This is a genomic window from Terriglobales bacterium, assembly GCA_035457425.1.
Classification (GTDB): domain Bacteria; phylum Acidobacteriota; class Terriglobia; order Terriglobales; family Acidobacteriaceae; genus JACPNR01.
On the sequence record DATIBR010000073.1, the window covers coordinates 13,100 to 34,806 of the forward strand.

Below are 21,707 nucleotides of genomic sequence, written 5' to 3' on the forward strand. Positions count from 1 at the left end.
GTCAGTCGATCTGCTTCTTCAGGTCGTGAAGCAGGTTCAGGGCTTCGAGTGGCGTCAGTCGGTCGACGTCGGCCGCGCGCAACCGGTCGACGACTTTCTGCGAGAGCGGCGTGAAGATGGTCAGCTGGGTCTGGCCCGCGGCGGCGGCCGCCGCCGCCCCGCGCGGCTCCTGCGTCAGCCCGTCAGACACCTGTTGCTCGGCGCTCTCATGCAACGCCAGCACCTCGCGCGCCCGTCCGATGACCTCCGGTGGCAGTCCCGCCAGCTTCGCCACCTCGATGCCGTAGCTCTTGTCCGCCGCCCCCGGCTCCACCCTCCGCAAGAAGACGATCCCGCCCGCCGACTCCTTGACCGACACGTGGTAGTTCTTCACCCCCGGCAGGTGGTCAGCCAACTCCGTCAGTTCGTGGTAGTGCGTCGCGAACAGCGTTTTGGCCCGCGTCCGCGCGTGCAGGTATTCGATCGCCGCCCACGCCAGCGCCAGCCCGTCGTACGTTGCGGTGCCGCGCCCCATTTCGTCCAGCAGCACCAGGGACCGCGCCGTCGCCGTGTTCAGGATGGCCGCCGTCTCGGTCATCTCCACCATGAACGTCGAGCGCCCCCGCGCCAGGTTGTCGCTCGCTCCGATGCGCGTGAACACGCGGTCGATCACGCTCAGCCGCGCCGCCCGCGCCGGCACGAAGCTCCCCATCTGCGCCATGATCGCGATCAGCGCCGTCTGCCGCAGGTAGGTGGACTTGCCGCCCATGTTCGGTCCGGTCAGCACCACGATGCTGTGCGTGCTCCCGTTCAGAAAGCAGTCGTTCGGGACGAACCGCTCCGCCGTCTGCATCAGCTCCTGGCGCTCGACCACCGGGTGCCGCCCCTCGACGATCTCCAGGTCGCCCGACTCGTCCAGCCTGGGCCGGCAGTAGTCGCGCGTCGCCGCCAGGTGCGCGAAGCACGCCAGCACGTCGACTTCGGCCAGCGCCAGCGCCGTCTGCCGGATCCGTTTTGCCTCCGCGCCCACCGCCGCGCGCAACTCCGCAAACAACCGGCGCTCGATCTCGACGATCTTCTCCTGCGCCTCCAGTATCTTGGCCTCGTACTGCTTCAGCTCCGGCGTGGTAAAGCGCTCCGCGTTCACCAGCGTCTGCTTGCGCTCGTAGTCCGTCGGCGCAAGATGCAGGTTGGCCTTCGAGATCTCGATGTAGTACCCGAAGATGGAATTGAATTTGACCTTCAGCGACCCGATCCCCGTCCGCTGCCGCTCACGCTCCTCGATCTGCGCCAGGTACTGCTTGCTGTTGCGGCTGATGTCGCGTAACTCGTCGAGCTCCGCTTCCACGCCCTCGCGCACTACGCCGCCGTCGGCAAAGCTCAGCGGCGGCTCCTCCACCAGCGTCTTCTCGATGCGCTCGCGAACATCCGTCAGCTCGTCCAGCAAGCCGTGCAGCCTCGCGAGCCGCGCCGCCCCGAACTTCCCCACGCCGGCGCGCACGCCGGGGATCTTCCCCACCGACACTGCGAACGCCAGCAGGTCGCGCGGGTTCGCGATCTCCAGGGTCACGCGGCTCAGCAGACGCTCCAGGTCGAGGATGCCGTCGAGTGAGCGCCGCAGCTCTTCCCGGCCGACCAGGTCGCCGGCCATCGCCTCCACCGCGTCGAGCCTGCCGTTGATCTCGGCCGGCGCGATCGATGGCCGTAGCATCCACGCCCGCAGCAAGCGCTTCCCCATCGGCGTCGCCGTCTCGTCGAGCGCGAGGAAGAGCGTTACCTCGTCGCCCGCGCTCGCGAACAGCGGCTCGATCAGTTCGAGGTTGCGCACCGTGACGGCGTCGAGCACCAGGCACTCGGCGCGCTCGTAGTACCCGATGCGGTCGACGTGCGCCAGCGTCCCGCGCTGCGTCGAGCGTACGTAGTGCAGGATCGCGCCCGCCGCCGACGCCGCCGCCGCCCGCCCCGCCAACCCGAATCCCTCGAGCGACAGCACGCCAAAATGGTTCTCGACCTGCGGGATGGCGTAATCCGGCGCGAAGATCCAGTCCTCGAGCGGCGTCTCGGTCAGCTTGGTCTCGCCTGCCGACTGGCGTTCGAACAGCGGCAGCGACGTCCCGAACAACACCTCGCGCGGTCGCAGCTGCTGCAATTCGTCGAGCACGCGCCGCTCCGCGCCCTCGCCCAGGAACTCCGTCGCACGGAACTCGCCGGTCGAAAGGTCGAGCGCGGCGAAGCCGACCGTGTCGCCCACCGTCGCGTACGCCGCCAGGAAGTTGTTCTCCTCCGACGCCAGCGACGCATCCGCCGTCGTTCCCGGCGTCAGGACGCGCGTCACCTCCCGCCGCACCAGCGTCTTGACCTTCTTCGGGTCCTCCATCTGCTCGCAGATCGCGACCTTGAATCCCTTCCGCAACAGCTTCGAGAGATACCCCTCGGCCGAGTGGTACGGCACGCCGCACATCGGCACTGCCTGCCCCTTCTCTTTGTTGCGGGAGGTCAGCGTGATCTGCAGCTCGCGCGCCGCGACCACCGCGTCCTCGAAAAACAATTCATAGAAATCGCCCAGCCGGAAGAACAGCAGCGCGGTCGGATGCTCCTTCTTGATGGCGGCGTACTGCCGCATCAGCGGCGTGGAAGCGGAGATCGGCTCGGTCATGCGCTCGGGCTCGTGAGTGCTGCGGATTATAGTCCCTGGCCCGCGGCCTCTCTGCTGTGGATTTCAGCGCGTTGACGCGGACTCCGCAAGGTGGTCTCCTAGGGTGCCGTCTCCCGCGCTCCCACAATGGAACTGCGCAAAGATCCCATCACGCGCTCCTGGGTCATCACCGGCGACGAGCCGATGGAAACGCCGCGCCAGGAAGGCTGCACCTTCTGCGCCAACTCCCCGCATCCCGCCCAGGTCATCGCGTCGGCGGGCTCTGCGGAAGGCTACGGCTGGAGCGCCCGTGCCGTCGTCCATCCCTCACCCACATACCGCATCGAGGGCGATCCCTCCCGCCGCGGCGACGGCCTGTACGACAAGATGCGTGCCGTCGGCGCCCACGAAGTCCTGGTCGAGAATCCTCGCCACGATCGCCAGATGTGGGACGCCCCAGACGCCGAGGTCGAGAACTTTCTCCTCCTGGTGGCGCAGCGCGTGCAGGACCTGAAGAAAGACCGCCGCTTCAAGTACATCACCGTCTTCAAGAACCACGGCGCGGTCGCCGGCCAGGAGTTCGAGCACCCGACCGCCCAGCTCACCGCCACCACCTTCGTCCCGCGTCGCGTGCTTTACGAGCTTCGCTCCGGGCGCGAGTACTACGCGCAGAAGGAGCGTTGCGTCTTCTGCGACATCCTCGCGCAGGAGGAACGCCAGGCCGTGCGCCTGGTCGAGTCCATCGGCGACTACGTCGCCTCCTGCCCCTATGCGCCGCGCGTTCCGTATGAGACCTGGATCATGGCGCGCACACACGCGGCTTCGTTCGAGCACGGCGTGCTTACCCGCCATCACCCCCTCGGCGATCTCGCCCGCCTGCTCAAGCGCACGCTCCGCCGCATTCGCGCCATCACCGAGGACTTTCACCTCGTGCTGCACACCACTCCCAACACCCTCCACAAATCGGATGTGCTGGAGTATTGGCGGACCATCGACGACGACTACCACTGGCACATCGAGATCCTGCCCATCCTCGCCCGCAAGGCGAAGTCCTACACCTTCAAGGAGGTGTACTTCACCCCGGTCACGAGCGAGACGGCCGCGCAGCGCCTGCGCGAAGCCAATATCGGTTAGCGACTGGTAGGCGCCGGCGAGACCTGCCGGCGCGGAATGCGTCTACTTCTTCCCCGCCATCTCGGCCTCGAAGTCCACCATGGCCTTCAGCTCTTCATACGGCAGGCTCCCGAGCGACGAGATCCGCCGCCCGTTCACGAACACCGTCGGCGTGCCACTCACGTCGAGCTGCCGGCCGAGATCGAACGATTGCTTCACGCGCTGCGACGTCGCCGGCAGCGCCGAGCAAGCCTTCATCGCCGCGCCGTCCGCGCCCGCCGCCGTGGCCAGCTGCATGAGCTTCTCGTCGGCGTTCGCCGCCGTGATGCTCTGCTGCGCCTCGAAGATCGAGCCTGCGAACTTCCAGAACTGCTCGCTGCTCTTCTGCCCAACGCAGTCGGCGTACTGCGCCGCCTTCTGCGCCCAGTCATGGTTCGGCAGCGGGAAGTTCTGGAACACCAGCCGCGCCTGCGGCTCCTCGCTCATCAGTCGTTCCAGGATGGGGTGCGCCGCCTTGCAGTGCGGGCACTGCAGGTCGCTGAACTCCACGATCAGCACGCTCGGCTTCGGCGCGCCCTGCGCTGGACCGTTGGCCTTCGCCGCCAGCAGCGCGCGTTCGTCCTTGAACGGGTCGGCGCCGAACGGCAGCGCCTCGCCTACGATCGCGTGCTCACCGTCCGCGCTCACGTACATCCGCATCCGCTGCGGCGGGTCGCCCGCGAAGGTCACCAGCACATCCGCCATCCCCGGCACCTCCGACGCCTCGATCAGGTCCACCTTCCACTGCAACTGCGGGTTGTAGCCCCAGTAGTGCCGGATGAAGGAATCGACCGTCGCTTCCGTCGGTAGTCCGGTGGCCGCCGGCTGCGGCGCTGCCGCTTTCGGCGCCGCTGGCTTCACCGCCGGTTTGCTCTGCGCGAGCGCGAGACTGCCCAGCAGCACTGCAATCACAAGGATTCGTTTCAAGGGAGTTCTCTCTCGGATGGATTCGTCCTCTAGCCCGACTTCGCGGCCGCGCCCTGGCAGCATTCCAGGATCTCCTGCTCGGTCAGCAGCCGGTCCGACGCCTTGGCGCGCGTGTAGATGCGCTCGACCACCGCGTCTTCCAGCGTGATGCCACGGCTCTCGAGCCAGTGGATGATGTTCGACTTCCCCGACATCGGCCCGACCTCGATCGACTGCTTCAGCCCGAACTCGCTCGCCGGCACGCCCGAGTACACTTCGTCGGCCAGCGCGCGATCGCCCTTCTTCAGCGCCTTGATCACCGCCGACGCATGCACCCCGGTCGCCGTCCGGAAGGCGTCCGCGCCCACCACCGGGTAGTTTTTCGGGATTGGCACGCCGGTGTACTGCGAAACCTTGTCGCAGTACTCCTTCAGCTTCGATAGGTCCTGCTTGTCCCACGGCGAGACGCCCATCAGCTTCAGGTTCACCAGCATCTGGTCCATCTGCGTGTTGCCCACCCGCTCGCCGATGCCGATCGCGCAGGCATGCACGCAGTCCGCTCCCGCCTCGAGCGCCGCGAACGAATTCGCTACCGCCAGCCCGCGGTCGCAGTGCCCGTGCCAGTCCACCCGGATCTTCTCGCCCGACGGCTTCACCACTTCGTCCATCACGAACCGAATGAGCGCCCGCACACCGTCCGGCGTCGCGTGCCCGCACGTGTCGCACACCACGATCGCGCTCGCCCCGCAGCGGATGGCCGTCGAATAGAGCCGCTGCACCGTCTCGGGATCGCAGCGCGACGTGTCTTCGGTCACGTACATCACGTCCAGCCCGAGCGAGCGCGCGTACGTCACCGCCTCTTCCGTCGTCTTCAGCAGGAAGTCGTCGGTCCAGTTTTCGGTGTAGCGCCGGATGGGGCTCGACCCGATGAACGTCGCGCACTCGATCGCCATCCCCACCTTCTGCGAGATCTCCGCCACCGGCGTGATGTCGTTCTTGTGCGTCCGCGCCGCGCAGTTCGGCTTGATCTTCATGCGCGACTCCGCGATCTCGCGCGCCAGCCGCTCCACGTCGCCGTAGGCCCGCGGTCCCGCGCCCGGCAGCCCGATGTCCAGCATGTTGAGCCCGAGGTCCTCCATCAGGTGCAGGATCTCGATCTTCTGCTCGATCTTGGGGTCTTTCACCGATGGCGACTGCAGCCCGTCGCGCAGCGATTCGTCGTTCAGCAGGACGCGTCCCGCGCCCGGCTTGAACCTCGCCTGCTTCGTATTCCAGTCGTGAATGAGGTGGTGATGCTTCACGGCTACTTCTTCCCGAGCGCGTCCGCCTGCTTCGCCGGCGGGTTCGGATGCCCGGTCGCCTGCTGCGTCCCCGCCTTGTCGTCTTTCGGTGCGATCGTCAGCCCGAAATCTGAGATGCTTCCCCGCCCCGCCACGTTCAGACCGCGGAAGTCCGCCGGGTTCGGGAAATACAGCGTCTTGCAGTGCTCGCAGCGGTAGATCTCAGCGTTTTCGCCCAGCGCGGCCGACACGTCTCCGCACTCCTGCTCGGCCACGTCGGCCGCGTAATACCAGCGCTTCAGGTGCCCCGCGCAGATCTTGCCCTTCGCGTCTTTCTCGTTGCACGAGCGCTGCCCCGCCTTCTTCAGCTTCGTCTTGTGCTTGGGCAGTTGGGGAACTTCGACCGTGGAAGTCGCCATCCTTATGCTCTCCGTATCACGCCGATTGTACCCGATGGAATGCTTGTAACCTCGGCTCTGCGCCGCTTCTCCCGCCGCGCTCATCGCGCACAGAGCGCCCAGGCCAAGGCCGCCGGCGGTACCGTTGGCTAGTACTCCACGCCGACCAGGTACAGTCCCTGCGCCGGCGCGGTCGCTCCCGCCGCCGACCGGCTCTTCTTCTTCAGGATCGCCTGCACGTCCGCCGGCTTCAGCGTTCCCTTGCCCACCAGCAGGAACGTCCCGACCAGGTTCCGCACCATGTGGTGCAGAAACCCGCTTCCGCGGACCTCGTAGACCAATTCATCGCCTACTTGGCGAAAGCGCGATACATAGACCGTCCGGACATTCGACCGCGTCTCGCCCGCCCGCCGCTTCTCCGGATCGACCGCCGCGAACGACGTAAAATCGTGCCGGCCGATGACTCGCTTCGCCGCCCGCTGCATCGCCGCGACGTCCAGCGGCCATGGGTGGTGCGTCACATACCGCGCCAGGAACGGTGGGCAGATCGCCCTCCGCCAGATCCGGTACCGGTAGGTCTTGTTCTTGGCCGACCGCCGCGCGTGGAAGCTCGCCCGCGCCTTCTCCACCTTCAGCACGCGAATGCTCGCTGGCAACACGTCGTTCAGCGCGATCACCAGGTTCTCGACCGGGATGGGGCTCTCGATGGCGACGCTCGCCACCTGCCCCAGCGCGTGGACGCCTGCATCGGTCCGGCCTGACCCCTGCGGCAATTCCCGGCAACCCGCGATCCGCTCGAGCGCCGCCGCCAGTTCCGCCTGGACGGTCGGCCTCCCGGGCTGCACCTGCCACCCGAAGAACTCCGAGCCGTCGTAGGCGAGCGTGATTTTCAGGCTGCGGCGCAATCTTTTTTCGTGACTGGCGGGGGCTGGGACCGTCTAAACCACGTCGCTCAGCTTCTCTAATGCTTCGCTGTACCGCCGGGTTTATACTATGCCACTTCCCGGGAAGCTGAACATGCGGTCCCGTGCGCGGTCCTGCCGGTAGAGAAAAAGGAACCGCGGGCGGCCAAACTGCGTATAACTCGTTGACGATTTCGGATTTATACAGTCTGTAAGGATGCTCTGCCGTCTATTCATGGAAAAGTCATCGTCTTTCGTGATGGGAGATAAGGGAATGCCGATCCGTTCCTCGTTCCGCCTCAAATCTTTGGCGCTGGCCCTGGTGCTCGCGCTGCTTGCGCCCATGGCCCTGCCGGCCGCTGCCCAGGAACCCGCACCGCCCGCTCCTTCGGCGAGCGCTTCCGCTCCGCAACGCGTCACGCCGACCATGCAGGATTACTCCAAGCCGCGCTCGCACTTTCCCTTCCTGGTCACGCCCTACGTGGGCCGCGAGGTCCCCGAGCCGGTCTTCGCCAATACCCCGCGCATCGACCAGCTCGTCCGCGAAGGCACGCTTTATCTCTCGATGAACGACGCCATCGCGCTGGCGCTCGAGAACAACCTCGACCTTGCCATCGCGCGCTACAACCTCTCCATCGCCGATACCGACATCCTCCGCACCAAGTCCGGCGGGTCGGTCCGCGGCGTCAACACCGGCCTCGTCCAGGGCACCCCGGGCGGCGGCGTGGGTGGCTTTGGCACCGGCGCGTCCGGCGCGGGCGCGGGCGGCACCACCTCCGGCGCCGGCGGCGCCGGTACCGGCACCGGCGGCATCGTCGCCTCAACCAGCGGCGTGGGTACTGCGGTGGATTCTTTCGACCCCATCCTCAGCTCCAACCTCACCATCAATCACGCCACTTTCCCGCTGGCCAACACCGTGACCACCGGTACCGCGAACTTCCAGCAGAACAGCGGCACCGCCAACTTCACCTATTTCCAGGGTTGGAGCACCGGCACCGCGATGACGGTCAGCTTCCAGAACTCCCGCCAGACGACCAACAGCTTGTTCACCACGCTGGTCCCCGAGCTCTCGTCCGGCTTCCGCCTCACCGTCCGGCAGCACCTGCTGGCCGGCTTCGGCACCGGCCCCAACCGCCGCTTCATCCGCATCGCGCGCAACAACCGTGAGATCTCCGACATCGGCTTCCGCAACCAGGTGCAGACCACCGTCTCCCAGATCCAGAACATCTACTGGGACCTGGTCAACGCCTACGAAGACGTCAAGGTGAAGGAGCGCTCGGTCGCACTCGCCAACAAGACCCTCTCCGACAACAAGAAGCAGGTAGAGATCGGCACGCTGGCGCCCATCGAGATCACGCGCGCCGAATCCGAGGTCGCGACCCGCGAGCAGGAGCTCATCGTCTCGCAGACCAACCTCCAGCTCCAGCAGCTCCTGATGAAGAACGCGATCAGCCGCAACCTGACCGACCCGCAACTCGCCGCCGCGCCGGTCATCCCGACCGACACCATGTCGCTCCCCGAGCAGGAGCCGGTCGTTCCCATCCAGGACCTCATCGGCGACGCCATGGGCCATCGTCCGGAGCTCGCGCAGGCCCGCATCGACTTGACTAACCGCGACATCACCAAGAAGTCGGCCCGCAATGCCCTGCTCCCCAGCATGGACCTCATCGCCTGGTACGGCGGCTCCGGTCTCGCCGGCGAGCAGAACGCTCTGGCGCCCTGCGGCGGCCCACTCGAACCGCCGTGCGCTCCTCGCACCGGCTGGAACAACGCTTTCGCTCGCAACTTCGACAACTCCGCGCCCGACTACGCCGTTGGGCTGAACTTCAATATCCCCATCCGCAACCGCGCCGCGCAGGCTGACCAGGTGCGCTCGGAGCTGGAGTACCGCCAGGCGCAGATGCGCCTGCAGCAGCTTCAGAACCAGGTCTCCATCGAAGTCCGCAACGCGCAGTACGCGCTTCAGCAGAACCGTGCCCGCGTGGCCGCCGCCCAAAAGGCGCGCGACCTCGCCCAGCAGTCGCTCGAAGCCGAGCAGAAGAAGTATCAGCTCGGCGCTTCCACCAACACGCTCGTCCTGCAGGCGCAGCGTGACCTGGCGCAGGCCGAGTCGAACGTCGTGCTGTCGACGTCGGCCTACGAGAAGTCCCGCGTCGAGCTCGACCGCGTCACCGGCCTCACCCTCGACCGCGTCGGTATCTCGCTCGGCGACGCCGAGATCGGTGTCGTCAACCGCATGCCGAACGTCCAGGGCGTCGCGCCCCGCACCGACCTCAACCAGCAACAGAAGTAGTTCGGCTGTTCCCCACGGCCGCCCTCCGGGGCGGCCGTTTTTCTTTGCTGCCCACTTCAAATCCTCAGCCGTCTCTCGTTATAATCTCTGCCGTCTCCCATGGAATGCACTGACCTGATCCGTCTGCGCACCGAAGCGCAACAGCTCCGCCAGGAACTCGAGGACCGCCGCGCCCGCGCCCGTGAGCGCAGCATCCATGAGCGCACCGCGCGTCCCAATAACATGGACTACGAAGGCTTCCTGCAGCGCCGCATCCAGCGCGCTTCCAACGCCATCCAGGCCCACGTCGCCCAGCACAACTGCCAGGAATAGTGCCGCTGGAACTCCGCGACGACGCCTGGCATCCAATCCCCTGCGTCATGGGATTGATCCTCCGCTCCTCCGCCATCCACGCCGTCGGCTGCTACACCACCGCTCCCATCGCCAAGGGAACACGGGTCGTCGAGTACACCGGCCCGCGCCTCCCCGCCTCGGCCTGCGAGAACCTCTACGCTGCCGACGAGGTCACGTACCTCTTCGGCATGCAGGACGGCAACACCGTCATCGACGGCCACGGCACCGCCGCCTTCGTGAACCACTCCTGCGACCCTAACTGTGAGACCGAGGAGATCGACGGCCACGTCTGGATCGTCGCCCTCCGCGACATCGCCCCCGGTGAGGAGCTCACCTACGATTACAACCTCTACGACGGCGACGACCTCGACGACGCGCCCTGCTCCTGCGGCGCAAGCAAATGCCGCGGCACGATGTACGAGCCCGCCGAGATCGCTCGCTTGAAAAGGCTCGCGCGCGCGAAGGAGAGACCCGCCACCCGCGCCAAAAGAAAAAAGCCGCACAACCGTGCGGCTTAAATCTCCCGAAAGAGTCATGCTGAGGAGCGTCGCGAGCGCGCGTTTTCTCCAGCGCGCGAGCAGCGACGACGCATCTTGGCCTTACGCGGTCGCCGTCGCCTTGAACGAATTGACCGCCTTCTCCTCGCTGTCGAAGACCTCGAACACCGTCACCAGCTTGGTGATCTGCAGCTGGTCGCCCACGCGCTGCGTCAGGTTCGCCAGCCGGATGTCGCCACCGGCGGCCCGCGCCGAAGTGTAGAGGCCCACGAGCGTTCCCAGCCCGCCCGAATCGATGTAGCTCACGCCGCCCAGGTTCAGCACGATGTTCTTCTGCGTCGTCAGCAGGTTCTTCACCTGCTCGCGCAGGCTGGCGGCCTCTTCCCCGAACACGATCCTGCCGTTGCAGTGCACGACGGTCACGCCGTCGACCTGTTTGGTGGTGATCTTCAAGCTCATCTCCTACCTCCTGCCGACAAGGGGTGCGGCAGTCCGGACGCAAAGCCTATTCCTCCACCGCGTGTTTTTGCAAGCCACATCCCAGGAAAATGCCGGCACAGCACTAACGTATAATCTGGTTTCCCGCATGAGCTACCAGGTCCTGGCGCGCAAGTATCGTCCGCAGAAGTTCTCCGACGTCATCGGGCAGGAGCACGTCACCCGGACGCTGAAGAACGCCATCGCGCAGGGCCGCATCGCCCACGGCTACATCTTCTCCGGACACCGCGGCATCGGCAAGACGACCGTCGCGCGCATCCTCGCCATGTCGCTCAACTGCAAGGCGGGCGACCACCCGCAGGCCGAGCCCTGCGGCGTCTGCGATTCCTGCCGCGAGATCCGCGAAGGCGCCGTCGGCGCCATGAACGTCATCGAGATCGACGCCGCCACCAACCGCGGCATCGACGAGGTCCGCGGCATCATCGCCACCTCCGAAGGCCAGCCCGCGCGCGGCGACCGCTTCCGCATCTTCATCCTCGACGAAGCCCACCAGATCACCGAGGCCGCCTTCAACGCCCTCCTCAAGACCCTCGAGGAGCCGCCGCCCTGGGTCGTCTTCATGCTGGCGACCACGCAGCCTGAAGACATCCCCCAGACCATTCGCTCGCGTTGCCAGCACTTCAGCTTTCACGCGGTGAAGTTCGCCGACATCGTCGGACAGCTCCGCGACATCGCCAAGGCCGAGAAGATCAAGGCCGACGACGACGCTCTCGCCGTCCTCGCCGAGGCCGGCGACGGCTCGATGCGCGACGCCCTCTCCATCATGGACCAGGCCATCGCCTGCTGCGGCACCACCCTCACCGCCGACCTCGTCCGCTCGCTCGTCGGCGCCGTCTCCACCGAGATACTCGAGCAGGTCATGGACGCCGTCGCCCGCAGTTCCGCCGATGACGCTCTGCGTCTGGTCGACAAGCTGGTTTCGGAAGGCCAGAGCCCCACGCATTTCGCCCGCCAGCTCGTCCGCTTCTTGCGCAACTCGCTTGTCGCCAAGGTTGCCGGTGGCGATTCCCCGCTGCTTCAGATCTCCACCGACGAGCGCAGGCGTGTCGCCGCCCTCGCCGAACGCTTCTCCGAAGAAGATCTCGCGCGCTTTCTCAACATCATGCTCCGCACCGCCGACGAGCTCGGCTACCGCCAGGAGCAGCGCTTCCACCTCGAGCTCGGCATTCTGAAGATGGTCCACGCCCAGCGCCTCCTCCCGCTTGAGCAGTTGCTCAGCGCCGCCAACACGGTTGTGGCGCGCTCGCCCTCGAGCGCGCACGCAAACGTCGCGCCTTCGACCGGTGTAGCGCCCTCGACCTCGAGGGCGCCCGCCGCCACCTCACGCGCGCCCGAGCCGCCGCGCCTCTCCCCCTTCGAGCGTGACCGCGCTCGCAAGGGCGAAATGTCTTCCGCCAACGAAGTTGGAGCCCGGCCGCCGTCGGCCGCGCCCGCAGCCGCTGCCGTCGCAGTCGCCGAAGCGCCCGACCTCTCGCCCGACTCTCTGCGTGACCGCGTCGTCGCCGCGCTCGAATCCGCCGGCCAGCGCACCCTCGCTTACATGCTCAGCGAAGGCGAGTGGCTGCTCACCGGCAACGAATTGCTCATCAACGTCCCCAAGTCGCCCGCCGTGGTGGACATGGCGCTGGGCCCAGAACCCAAGCGTTTGCTGACCTCCGCCCTCGCGGAAGCCGCCGGCCGTCCGCTCCGCTTCAAGGTCGTCGGCGTCGGAGCCAACGGTGGCAACGGCCACACCAACGGCAACGGCGCCGCCGCCAAGCCGCCCGCTTCGCCGCGCGGCCGCGTCGCCGACGAGCCCGTCGTCCGCCGCATGCAGGAAAAGTTCGGCGCCGAGATCCGCAGCGTCATCGACCACAAGAACAGAAAGTAGGAGTCGTATGGCTGGTTTCGACCTTCAGCGCCTGATGTCGCAGGCGAGAGAACAATACGAGTCGCTGCAGAAGAAGATGGCCGAGACCGTGGTCGAGGCCTCCGCCGGTGGTGGCACCGTGAAGGTCCGCATGAACGGCCAGAAGCAGCTGCTCGCCATCACCATCGATCCCGAAGCGGTGAAGTCCGGCGACGTCGAGATGCTCCAGGATCTGGTGCTGGCTGCCGTCAACGAGGGCGCACGCCGCGTCGAAGACGAGATCAAGTCCACCGTCGGCGGCCTGCTCGGCGGCCGGGGGATCCCGGGCCTCTAGGTTTCGGAGGGGCGCGGCTTCAGCCGCGCCGTAGCAGACGGTTGCAGGGTCCGCGCGAACGGGGCGCGGCGCAGCGCGAGGGAGCGCCACAAACGAAAATGTCGAAATTCGCCGAACCCATGGCGCGCCTCATCGAGGAGCTCAAGAAGCTCCCCGGCATCGGCGGAAAATCCGCCCAGCGGCTCGCCTTCCACATCCTGCGCTCCTCCGACGACGACGCCCACGCCCTCGCCGAGGCCGTTCGCGACGTCAAGGAGAAGCTCCGCCTCTGCTCCGTCTGCAACAACATCACCGACGTCGACCCCTGCACCTACTGCACCAGTCCCACCCGCAACCAGCGCCTGGTGTGCGTGGTCGAGGAACCCACGAACATCGCCGCTATCGAGAAGACCCGCCACTTCAACGGCGTCTATCACGTGTTGCATGGCAGCATCTCGCCCCTGCACGGCGTCGGCCCCGAGCAGCTCCGCATCTCCAACCTCACGCGCCGTATCGATAAGGGCGAGGTCGACGAGGTCATCATCGCCACCAACCCGACCGTCGAGGGCGAAGCCACCGCCGTCTATCTCTCGAAGACCATCAAGCGTCCCGACGTGAAGGTCACGCGCATCGCCATGGGCATCCCTGTCGGCTCCGACATCGAGTACGCCGACGAGGTCACCATGCTGAAGGCCATGGAAGGCCGCCGCGAACTATAGTTCCTTCCGCTGTCGAAAAAATGAAAACAGGAGGAGAAGAGGAGGGAGGAGGACCTTTTTGCTTTTTCTTAGCACTACAGCCCTTGTCGCTCACGAAAGAGGAAAATGCGGGGAACACTTCACCTCCATTCCCTCTTCTTGAGTAAGAATGCTCGCGGTCCCAACACACAAAAGAAGAGAGTCCCTCCTCTCCTCCCCTCCTCCTGTTTTCATTTCGCTCGCGCAACGAAAATGGCCGCTCACGCGGCCACTCGGTACTCGTCACTCGGTACTCGGTACTAGCTCTTCAGCTTCGCCAGCAGGTCCGCCGGATGCACCGGCTTCGCCAGGATCTCGAACTCGTGCCCCTGCTTGCGCGCGTTTTCCAGCAGGTCGGCCGTCGCCGCCTGCCCTGAGAACAACAGGATCTTCGTCTTCGGCAGGAATTGCCGGATGCTGATCGCCGCCTCGATCCCATTCATGTCGGGCATGATGACGTCGGAGATGATCAGGTCCGGCCGCACCGCTCTCGCGTGCTCCACCGCTTCCGTTCCGGAATAGACTGCCGAAGCCTCGTACCCGCTTTGCCCCAGGATAACGGCCAGGGTATCCGCGATCACGCGGTCGTCATCCACCACCAGGACCTTCGGTTTCGTCTTCGCTTCTGCCACTCATCCTCCCGCGAAATCACCTACCACTTTGTAGCACATCGCAACCCCATGCCGCCGCCACTGCGGCTCACACAACCCCTCATGCGCGCGTTGCGCTCCAACCCACTGGCGGCCCAGGAGGCGCGTTCCCATGCGGAAACCGGCAGCTCTCATCCTGACCTTCCTGTTCCTTGTCTCCATGACCTGGTCGCAGACGACCTCGGCTCCAAGCAATCAGACGACCACAACCGCGAATCCCGAGACCGGGTCGCAGCAGACCGCCGCTCCGCAACCTTCGACCGAAGACCCGCGCGCCGGCCAGGCGCCTCCGCCGCAGGACACCACGCCCCCGCAGGAACCCTCCACTGGTCCGGTGCTCGAGCACCGCGCGCCGGAAAGCACTGCGAATCCCGCCGGCGTCGTCACCGTCCCGGCTGGTACCGAGATCAAGGCCACTCTCGATACGCCGCTCTCCAGCAAGACTTCCAAGCCGGGCGACCGCTTCACCGCTACGCTCAATCAGCCGCTGATGGCCACCGACGGCCACATCGGCATTCCGAGCGGCTCGCGCATCAACGGCGAGGTCGCGCAAGCCGAGTCCGGCAAGGTGCTGCCCAGCGCTCGGGGCAAGGGCCGCCTCAACCTGCGCTTCCGCGAGTTCGTGTTGAACGACGGCACCCGCATCCCGCTCACCGCCACGCTCGTCTCCGTGCGCGACACCAGCGGCTCGCGCCCCGGCAATACCGACGAAGAAGGCCAGGTCGAGTCGCGCACCTCCGGCACCGAGGTCGCCAAGAACGTCGGCATCGGCACCGCGGTCGGCACCGTCGCCGGCCTCATCTTCGGCTCCGCTCTCAAGGGTCTCGCCATCGGCGCCGCTGCCGGCGGCGGCTACGTGCTTGCCGCCAAGGGCAAAGACGTGAACATCCCCGCCCACAGCGGCCTCGTCCTGCGCCTCGACCAGGTCATCAGCGTGCCCGCCTCACCGCCACCGCAGCAACCAGTGACTCCGCGGTAAGACTTAAAGTATCGCTTGAACTACAATGGCCGCCCTCCCGGCGGCCTTTCACTGACTCGGTACTCGGTACTCGCTACACGATCTTCAGCGTCGCGCACGCCTTCCTGATCTTCTCCCGCTCCTCCGGCTGCAAGTCCAGGAACTGGAACCCGTAGCGGTTCTCGTTGCGGCAGTGCCGCACGCTCGCCTTCACCTTCAGCGGTTGCAGGCTGATGGGGAAGCGAAATTCCAGGACCACCTTCTGCCGCATCTCCAGCTTCCCTTCCGCCACGATGACGCACGCGCCGCCCAGCCCGATGTCCACCATCCGGCCCAGCATCGGCTCGCGCTCGGAAGGCGTTAGCGACGAATGCACGCGCGTGACCAGGTCGGTGGCGAAGCGCGGAAAGCTTCGCGCGATCCGCCACTTCCCCGTATCGAGTGCCGAACTACTCGCCATCCTTCGGCTCCGCCTCGTCGCCCAACGCCGGGAACTGCCCCGTGCTCTCGCCCGGTTCGTGCGGCGTGTCACTGTGCTCGGTATTCATCGCGTGCGCCGCGTCCATGCTGATGGTGTCTTCGTGCGACGCCGCGCGCACCCAGCGCATCAGGGTCCGGCGCTGCTCGGGGCTTATCTCGTGGAATTGAAAGCCGTGCGTGAAGCCGTGACGGTTGCGAACCTCGGCGCGCAAAAGCAGTGGCTCCTCCAGCCCTTGCAGCGTCAGCTTCGCGTCCCCGGCCGTTCCCGGCTCGACCTCGCCCGCGAGCACCGCGCCAAAACCCGCCTCGCTCACGTTGATGCAGCGCCCGCGCACCACCCGGCCACCGCTCTTGTCGAGCGTGATCGTCACGCGGTTGTCGGCCTCGTGCCGCGGCAGCCGCCGCGCGATGTCGCTTCGCGATGACCCGGTCGCGTCCACGAGCGCTCCTGTCTCTCCTGCGGGGGACGGCGAATCATACTGCCTTTTTGACCTCATCCGTCAGGCGTTTCCGTCGCCCGCGAACGCCGCATGTGCCAGCTCGTGCTCCCGCCGTTCGTGCTCCGCCAGCGCTTGCAGCAGCCCTGCGGAAGCCGCGTGCACGGCCACGTGATTCATCCCGGGCTGCGCGACCGTCCGGCACAGCCGCCCGAGGGCTTCCTTGATGCCGGCGTGCTCCTGCCGCAGCCCCGCGATCTCGTCCCGCCGCTCCGGCAGGCACCCGACCAGCGACTCGAAGAATCCTTGCGGTTGCTCTTCTTTCAGGAAGTGGAGCGCGAGCGCCTCGACCAGTTGCCCGAGCACGTCGGTCAGCTCGCGCATGTCCGTGCTGGTGCGCAGCCGTTCGAGCATGCGGCGGATCTCGACGTGGTCCTGCTCCACGACTCTTTCCGAACGGAGCAGCGCCTGTTGCGCGTCCGAACGCGGTCCCGCCTGCTTCTCCGACATGGTCCGCTCCTGACCTGTCCACCGAACGATGAAAAGTGCGCCGATTATATGGTCCGCGCGCCGAAAAGACAGCGACTAAGTGTCGCCCACCACCGTGCCGCCGGTGATCTGCTGCGTCGGGGCCGCGGCCTCCGCCTGCTGCGCCACGATCAGCCGGCGCGCGTGCGGACGGATCCTCGGCAGCGCCATCCCGAACGCCGCCCCCGCCGCGATGCACGCCACCCCGCCCAGCGCCACCGCCATCGGCGCGCTGATGTGCTGCGCCAGCGTACCTGAGAGCAGCGCGCCCAGCGGCGCCATCCCCATGAACGTCGCCGCGTAGATCGCCATCACCCGCCCGCGCAGCCGGTCCGGCACCATCGACTGGATCAGCGTGTTCGACGACGACATCTGCACCATCAGCGCGTAGCCCGCGCACAGCAGCACCACGCACGAGAGCCACACCATCCGCGACTGCGAGAACAGGATCAGCGCCACGCCGAAGCCGCTCGCGCCCAGCATGATCCACCGCCCCAGCCCTTTCACTTCTCGCTTCAGCGCCAGCGACACCGCGCCCGCCAGCGCTCCCACACCGGCGCAGCCCATCAGCAGACCCAGACCGCGCGGCCCGGCCTTCAGGATCTGGTCCGCGAACACCGGCATCAGCACCGAGTACGACATCCCGAACAGGCTCACCACGCCCAGCAGGATCAGCAGCGCCCGCACTGCCTTCTCCCCGGCCACGAAGCGGAAGCCTTCCTTGATCTGGCTCAGCGCCGACGGCATCTGCGAGTGCCGCTGCCGGCGCTCCATCTTCATCATCACCAGCCCGGTGATCACCGCGAGGTAGCTCACTGCGTTCGCGAAGAAGCACCAGCCTTCCCCGATGGCCGCCACGACCAGGCCCGCCACCGCCGGTCCGACCACCCGCGCGCCGTTGAACATCGACGAGTTCAGCGCAATCGCGTTCATCAGGTCATCGCGGCTCACCATGTCCACCACGAACGCCTGCCGCGTCGGCATGTCGATGGCGTTCACGATCCCCAGCCCCGCCGCCAGGATGATCACGTGCCAGATCGTCACCACGTGCGTCAACGTCAGGATCGCCAGGATCATCGCCTGGATCCCGCTCAGCGCCTGCGTCCACAGCAGGATCTTCCGGCGGTCGTAGCGGTCGGCCAGCACGCCGCCCAACGGCGCCAGCAGGAACACCGGGATCTGGCTCGCGAACGCCGCCACTCCCAGCAGCAACGGCGAGTGCGACAACCGGTAGACGAGCCACGCCTCCGCCACCGTGTCCATCCACGTGCCGATCAACGAGATCAGTTGTCCGGAGAAGAAGAGCCGATAGTTCCTGTGCCGCAGCGACCTCAGTAGTGCGGGTGGCTCCATGTCTTTTCGATGCTAGCAAACCTGGTGACGACCCAACACTTCGCGCGTCTGTTACACTCTCGATTCTTCCGGAGGGCTCATGCGCAAGTCCGTACTCGTTTCCGTGCTGCTCGCCGCCGCGCTCGTCGCGGCACAGGACCGCGACTTCTCCAAAGTCGAGATCAAGGCGGAGAAAGTCTCCGACGGCGTCTACATGCTGACCGGCGCCGGCGGCAACATCGGCGTCTCTGTCGGCGAAGACGGCATCGTCATCATCGACGACCAGTTCGCCCCGCTCGCACCCAAGATCCAGGCCGCGCTCAAAGGCATCTCCGACAAGCCGGTGCGCTTCGTCCTCAACACCCACTACCACGGCGACCACACCGGCGGGAACGAGCCCTTCGCCCAGTCCGGCTCCACCCTCATCGCGCACGACAACGTTCGCAAGCGCATGGCCGCTGGCACCGAGATCAAGCGCTTTGGCGCGCCGACCCCGCCCGCGCCTAAAGACGCCCTGCCCATCATCACTTTCGACGATTCGCTCACCGTCCACCTCAACGGCGAAGACATCCAGGCGCTGCACTTCCCCAACGGCCATACCGACGGCGACTCGGTCATCTTTTTTCCCAAGGCGAACGTCGTTCACATGGGCGACGATTTCGTCCGCTACGGCTTCCCCTTCATCGACACCGAGAACGGCGGCACCGTCTCCGGCCTCGTCGCCGGCTGCGAGAAGGTCCTCGCCACCGTCCCGGCAGACGCCAAGTTCATCCCCGGCCACGGCCCCCTCTCCACCGCCGACGACGTCCGCAAGTTCATCCAGATGATCAAGGACACCCGCGCCGTCGTCGCCGCCGCGGTCGCGAAGAAACAGACTCCCGACCAGATGAAGCAGGCCAAGCTCCTCGCCCAGTGGGAGGACCCGTACGGCAAGGGCTTCATCAAGGCCAACGACTGGATCGACGCGCTCTACGACGACGTCACGCACTCGAAGACCGGCAAGGAAACCTACAAGCCGCACGGCCACGGCAGCGAGCGGCCGAAACCCTAGCCCGGAGCGCTGGCGCTCACGACCGGAGCGCTGGCGTCCCGCCGGCAGGGGTGGCGGCGTCCTCGCCGCCACCCGCGAAAGAATGAAGCCGAGAATGCTCCCGCACCATCAGAGGTTCCATGAACACTGCACCGTCCCCCTCTCCTGCTCAGCCGTCAAAGGCCAGGCTCATCACCGGCTGGGTCCTCTGCCTTATTCCCGCCGCCCTGGTCTTGATGGGCGCCGTCATGAACCTCACTCGTATGCCGCAGGCCGTCGAAGGCGCCAAGCAAATGGGCTTCCCTGACAGTGCAGTGCTGACTATCGGTGTGCTCGCCCTCGTCTCATCGCTGCTGTTCCTCATCCCCAAGACCGCCGTCTTCGGCGCCATCATGATGACCGCGTACTTCGGTGGCGCCGTCGCCACGCACGTCCACATCAACGACGGCAACTGGCCCACCGCGGTCGTCTGCGGCGTGCTCACCTGGGTCGGCCTCGCGCTCCGCGAACCGCGCCTGCGTGCCGTGCTGCCGCTCCGCTCCTAGCGTTGACCGATTTCCGCGCGCGCCCGTATACTGATTCAGGACGCGCATCTGCGTTTCTGCGCTAAGCTGTATCCGGGGGCGGTTAGCTCAGTTGGTTAGAGCGTCTGCCTTACAAGCAGAAGGTCGCAGGTTCGAGTCCTGCACTGCCCACCATCCGTCCCGTACCCCTTCCTGCCCAAGCTAGAAGGAGTGGAGGTTCCGCAGCCTCCCACGTCTACGGTCAATATGCGGGGACGTAGTTCAGTTGGTTAGAACGCTGCCCTGTCACGGCAGAGGCCGCGGGTTCGAGTCCCGTCGTCCCCGCCATTCTTTTTTGAAAATCGCACCTTAGCCGCCCGCGTGCCTCTCCATTCAGGGGTAAAATCTCCTGATTCGCGGTAAGGCTCTGGCGCCGGCCAGCCGTGGCGGCAGGGTGAAATTCTTACCGCTAGGCATCCTTTGTAGCTGCTCGTGAAACCAACCAGAGCAGCGGTCGCCGGCAACCCGGGAGCCGCCGACACCCTATCCACCCGGGCAGTCCTTAGAACCTTCGAGCGACGGGAGAAAGCTCCATGCGAGCCATTCTGTTTGTCGACGACCATGAAGTCCTGGCGCGTCTGAGCTGCGAGATCTTGGAGATGCATGGCTACCGCGCCGTCTCTGCCTACAACGCCCAGGATGCCCTCCGCAAGTTCGAGGAAGAAGACTTCGACATCCTCGTCACCGACTTCCGCATGGATGGGATGAACGGCGTCGAGCTGGCCCAGAAGATCCACGAGAAGAGCCCCCAGATCCCGGTCATCATCGTCACCGGCTACGGCCCCATCGATGGCGGCAAGGACGTCAACGCCTGTCTGCAGAAGGAAGAGCTCTTCCCCGCTCTCCTCGACAAGATCAAGCTCTACCTCGGCGAGAAGCCCGGCAGCACCACCATGGAGACCGTCCCCAGCGATCACTCCGTCCGCCGCCCCGCCAAGGCCGTTTAGGGCTTCCCAACGAAGTGGTAGCCCGGCCGCCCTCGGCCGGGCTTTTTCTTGTGGGTAGGCGCCGGCGACTCGCCGGCGCGCTGATTGCTTGTCGCTTGCCGCTTATTGCTATCCTGTCGCGGTGCGCCGCCTCATCATCAACGCCGACGACTTCGGCCTCACTCCCGGCGTCAACCGCGCCATTCTCGAGGGCCACACCCGCGGCGTCATCACCTCGGCCACGCTCATGGCCTGCTCCGCCGCCTTCGACGAAGCCGTGACTCTCGCCCGCGCCACACCGTCGCTCAAGGTCGGCTGCCACGTCGTGCTTACAGACGGCTCGCCGCTCTCCGCAAGCTCGAAGACCCTGCTCGACCCCAAGCACCCCGCCGAGCTCTACCGCAGCTATCCCGCTTTCGTCCGCCGCGCCCTTGCCGGCGTCTTCTCCGCCGAGGACCTCGAAAGCGAAGCCGCCGCCCAATTCCGCAAGCTCCAGACCGCCGGCCTCCAGCTCACCCACTTCGACACCCACAAGCACTCGCACATGTTCCCCCGTGTCCTCGCGCCGCTCCTCCGCGCCGCTCGAGCCTGCGGCATTCCCGCAGTCCGCAACCCGTTCGCGCCCATCAAGCCGCTGGCGTACGCCAGCCTGCTCCGCCGTCCCAGGCTCTGGAAGCGCTACACCGAGGTGAAAGTCCTGCGCCGGTACGCCGATCGGTTCCGCCGCGCCGCCTCGGACGCCGGCCTCGCCACCACCGACGGCACCTTCGGCATCGTCGCCACCGGCGCTCTCGACCATCGCCTCTTCGAGGCCATCACTGGCTGCATTCCCGAGGGCACCTGGGAGTTCGTCTGCCACCCCGGCTACAACGACTCCGCGCTCTCCGGCGTCCGCACCCGCCTCCGCGCCTCCCGCGAGGCCGAACTCCACGTTCTCACTTCGCCCGCCGCCCGCGACCTCCTCGCCGCCCGCGACATCCAGCTCATCTCTTATGCCGACCTTGCCCCCGTGTCGTGAGGTCCTTTGTGCG

At 66.3% G+C, this 21,707-nt stretch carries 23 protein-coding genes and 2 tRNA genes; 14 read left to right on the top strand and 11 right to left on the bottom strand.

All coding sequences use genetic code 11. The annotated features are described in order from the left end of the window. Position 1 precedes the first annotated feature (1 nt). Positions 2-2,635 carry a DNA mismatch repair protein MutS gene (gene mutS, locus VLA96_05170; GenBank protein ID HSE48580.1) on the bottom strand — a complete coding sequence of 878 codons (2,634 nt, stop codon included), beginning with the start codon at positions 2,633-2,635 and terminating at the stop codon, positions 2-4. Positions 2,636-2,761: 126 nt separating this feature from the next. On the opposite strand from mutS, the gene VLA96_05175 reads away from it, so the two are divergent. Then, complete coding sequence (locus VLA96_05175) at positions 2,762-3,748, top strand: hypothetical protein (GenBank protein ID HSE48581.1); 987 nt, start codon at positions 2,762-2,764, stop codon at positions 3,746-3,748. 42 nt (positions 3,749-3,790) lie between these two features. On the opposite strand, the gene VLA96_05180 is transcribed toward VLA96_05175, so the two are convergent. From VLA96_05180 to truA, 4 genes are all read right to left on the bottom strand, one after another. Beyond that, entirely contained in the window at positions 3,791-4,693 is a 903-nt protein-coding gene (locus VLA96_05180) for a thioredoxin domain-containing protein (protein ID HSE48582.1), read from the bottom strand. 29 nt (positions 4,694-4,722) lie between these two features. Then, the gene (locus VLA96_05185) at positions 4,723-5,973 is read right to left on the bottom strand and encodes a LeuA family protein (GenBank protein HSE48583.1); all 1,251 of its coding nucleotides are present in this window, start codon (positions 5,971-5,973) and stop codon (positions 4,723-4,725) included. A gap of 2 nt (positions 5,974-5,975) precedes the next feature. After that, positions 5,976-6,371: a hypothetical protein gene (locus tag VLA96_05190; GenBank protein ID HSE48584.1), complete on the bottom strand. Its 396-nt coding sequence runs from the start codon at positions 6,369-6,371 to the stop codon at positions 5,976-5,978. A 128-nt stretch (positions 6,372-6,499) separates the two neighbouring features. Beyond that, positions 6,500-7,255 carry a tRNA pseudouridine(38-40) synthase TruA gene (gene truA / locus VLA96_05195; protein HSE48585.1) on the bottom strand — a complete coding sequence of 252 codons (756 nt, stop codon included), beginning with the start codon at positions 7,253-7,255 and terminating at the stop codon, positions 6,500-6,502. A 271-nt stretch (positions 7,256-7,526) separates the two neighbouring features. On the opposite strand from truA, the gene VLA96_05200 reads away from it, so the two are divergent. The 3 genes from VLA96_05200 to VLA96_05210 all read left to right on the top strand — a co-directional run bounded on the left by VLA96_05200 (position 7,527) and on the right by VLA96_05210 (position 10,396). Then, positions 7,527-9,545, top strand: a complete 2,019-nt coding sequence (locus tag VLA96_05200; protein HSE48586.1) for a TolC family protein — start codon at positions 7,527-7,529, stop codon at positions 9,543-9,545. A gap of 99 nt (positions 9,546-9,644) precedes the next feature. Then, positions 9,645-9,857 carry a hypothetical protein gene (locus VLA96_05205; GenBank protein ID HSE48587.1) on the top strand — a complete coding sequence of 71 codons (213 nt, stop codon included), beginning with the start codon at positions 9,645-9,647 and terminating at the stop codon, positions 9,855-9,857. Between the two features lie 47 nt (positions 9,858-9,904). Continuing rightward, complete coding sequence (locus VLA96_05210; protein HSE48588.1) at positions 9,905-10,396, top strand: SET domain-containing protein-lysine N-methyltransferase; 492 nt, start codon at positions 9,905-9,907, stop codon at positions 10,394-10,396. An 81-nt stretch (positions 10,397-10,477) separates the two neighbouring features. Here the strand turns inward: VLA96_05210 and VLA96_05215 are convergent, their stop codons facing one another. After that, entirely contained in the window at positions 10,478-10,834 is a 357-nt protein-coding gene (locus VLA96_05215; GenBank protein ID HSE48589.1) for an STAS domain-containing protein, read from the bottom strand. 127 nt (positions 10,835-10,961) lie between these two features. Here VLA96_05215 and dnaX point away from each other — a divergent pair, with 127 nt between their 5' ends. The 3 genes from dnaX (at position 10,962) to recR (ending at position 13,754) form a co-directional block, all read left to right on the top strand. Continuing rightward, positions 10,962-12,743: a DNA polymerase III subunit gamma/tau gene (gene dnaX, locus VLA96_05220; protein HSE48590.1), complete on the top strand. Its 1,782-nt coding sequence runs from the start codon at positions 10,962-10,964 to the stop codon at positions 12,741-12,743. Positions 12,744-12,750: 7 nt separating this feature from the next. Further along, positions 12,751-13,056 (top strand): YbaB/EbfC family nucleoid-associated protein, encoded by a 306-nt coding sequence (locus VLA96_05225; GenBank protein ID HSE48591.1) that lies wholly within the window; start codon positions 12,751-12,753, stop codon positions 13,054-13,056. 98 nt (positions 13,057-13,154) lie between these two features. After that, the gene (recR, locus tag VLA96_05230; GenBank protein HSE48592.1) at positions 13,155-13,754 is read left to right on the top strand and encodes a recombination mediator RecR; all 600 of its coding nucleotides are present in this window, start codon (positions 13,155-13,157) and stop codon (positions 13,752-13,754) included. Between the two features lie 278 nt (positions 13,755-14,032). Here recR and VLA96_05235 read toward each other — a convergent pair whose 3' ends face one another. Further along, positions 14,033-14,404 carry a response regulator gene (locus VLA96_05235; protein ID HSE48593.1) on the bottom strand — a complete coding sequence of 124 codons (372 nt, stop codon included), beginning with the start codon at positions 14,402-14,404 and terminating at the stop codon, positions 14,033-14,035. Positions 14,405-14,534: 130 nt separating this feature from the next. Between VLA96_05235 and VLA96_05240 the strand changes: the two genes are divergently transcribed. Then, on the top strand, positions 14,535-15,401 hold the full coding sequence (locus tag VLA96_05240; GenBank protein ID HSE48594.1) for a TrbI/VirB10 family protein: 867 nt from the start codon (positions 14,535-14,537) through the stop codon (positions 15,399-15,401). A gap of 73 nt (positions 15,402-15,474) precedes the next feature. On the opposite strand, the gene VLA96_05245 is transcribed toward VLA96_05240, so the two are convergent. The 4 genes from VLA96_05245 to VLA96_05260 form a co-directional block, all read right to left on the bottom strand. Continuing rightward, a complete protein-coding gene (locus VLA96_05245; GenBank protein HSE48595.1) occupies positions 15,475-15,840 on the bottom strand; it encodes a PilZ domain-containing protein in 366 nt (121 codons plus the stop codon). Continuing rightward, positions 15,830-16,300, bottom strand: coding sequence for a PilZ domain-containing protein (locus VLA96_05250; GenBank protein HSE48596.1), 471 nt, complete (start codon positions 16,298-16,300; stop codon positions 15,830-15,832). Before VLA96_05250 ends, VLA96_05245 begins: the two co-directional genes overlap by 11 nt. A 60-nt stretch (positions 16,301-16,360) precedes the next feature. After that, the gene (locus tag VLA96_05255; GenBank protein ID HSE48597.1) at positions 16,361-16,807 is read right to left on the bottom strand and encodes a hemerythrin domain-containing protein; all 447 of its coding nucleotides are present in this window, start codon (positions 16,805-16,807) and stop codon (positions 16,361-16,363) included. A gap of 75 nt (positions 16,808-16,882) precedes the next feature. After that, positions 16,883-18,178: an MFS transporter gene (locus VLA96_05260; GenBank protein ID HSE48598.1), complete on the bottom strand. Its 1,296-nt coding sequence runs from the start codon at positions 18,176-18,178 to the stop codon at positions 16,883-16,885. Between the two features lie 79 nt (positions 18,179-18,257). Between VLA96_05260 and VLA96_05265 the strand changes: the two genes are divergently transcribed. The 6 genes from VLA96_05265 (at position 18,258) to VLA96_05290 (ending at position 21,694) form a co-directional block, all read left to right on the top strand. Continuing rightward, the gene (locus VLA96_05265; protein HSE48599.1) at positions 18,258-19,208 is read left to right on the top strand and encodes an MBL fold metallo-hydrolase; all 951 of its coding nucleotides are present in this window, start codon (positions 18,258-18,260) and stop codon (positions 19,206-19,208) included. Positions 19,209-19,327: 119 nt separating this feature from the next. Further along, the gene (locus VLA96_05270; protein HSE48600.1) at positions 19,328-19,732 is read left to right on the top strand and encodes a DoxX family protein; all 405 of its coding nucleotides are present in this window, start codon (positions 19,328-19,330) and stop codon (positions 19,730-19,732) included. Between the two features lie 76 nt (positions 19,733-19,808). Beyond that, positions 19,809-19,885 (top strand) — tRNA-Val (locus VLA96_05275). A 76-nt stretch (positions 19,886-19,961) separates the two neighbouring features. Beyond that, positions 19,962-20,038, top strand: a tRNA-Asp gene (locus VLA96_05280). A gap of 245 nt (positions 20,039-20,283) precedes the next feature. Further along, entirely contained in the window at positions 20,284-20,697 is a 414-nt protein-coding gene (locus tag VLA96_05285; protein HSE48601.1) for a response regulator, read from the top strand. Between the two features lie 121 nt (positions 20,698-20,818). Next, positions 20,819-21,694 carry a ChbG/HpnK family deacetylase gene (locus VLA96_05290; protein HSE48602.1) on the top strand — a complete coding sequence of 292 codons (876 nt, stop codon included), beginning with the start codon at positions 20,819-20,821 and terminating at the stop codon, positions 21,692-21,694. Positions 21,695-21,707 lie beyond the last annotated feature (13 nt).